Annotated in this window: 1 protein-coding gene; it reads left to right on the plus strand. The window is 65.1% G+C overall.

Annotated features, from left to right (window positions below):
• The coding region (locus AC1DT3_RS23800; RefSeq protein ID WP_477467608.1) for a putative Ig domain-containing protein at nt 1-543 on the plus strand (543 nt) is incomplete at both ends.

Consider the following 543-nt stretch of genomic DNA (forward strand, 5'->3'; position numbering starts at 1 on the left):
CGCCGCATAACTGGAACGGCGCGCTGTCGCTGTCGATCAAGGTGACCGCCAGGGATGGGACGCTCAGCACCGATGCGATCTTCGCGCTCGATGTCGCCGCGGTGAACGATGCGCCCGTGGTCGCCATGACGCCGATCGCGCAGAGCGTGGCGGARGAYACGYCSTGGAGTTACCAACTCCCGGCTGGCACCTTYGTCGACGTCGACAGCAGCTTGACGCTGACGGCGACACTTGCGGACGGTTCGGCATTGCCGGTTTGGATGACGTTCGATGCCACGACCGGGACTTTCMGCGGTACGCCGCCGCATAACTGGAACGGCGCGCTGTCGATCAAGGTGACCGCCAGSGATGGGACGCTCAGCACCGATGCGATCTTCGCGCTCGATGTCGCCGCGGTGAACGATGCGCCCGTGGTCGCCATGACGCCGATCGCGCAGAGCGTGGCGGAGGATACGTCCTGGAGTTACCAACTCCCGGCTGGCACCTTCGTCGACGTCGACAGCAGCTTGACGCTGACGGCGACACTTGCGGACGGTTCGGCAT

Source organism: Microvirga sp. P4_G7 (genome assembly GCF_056401005.1).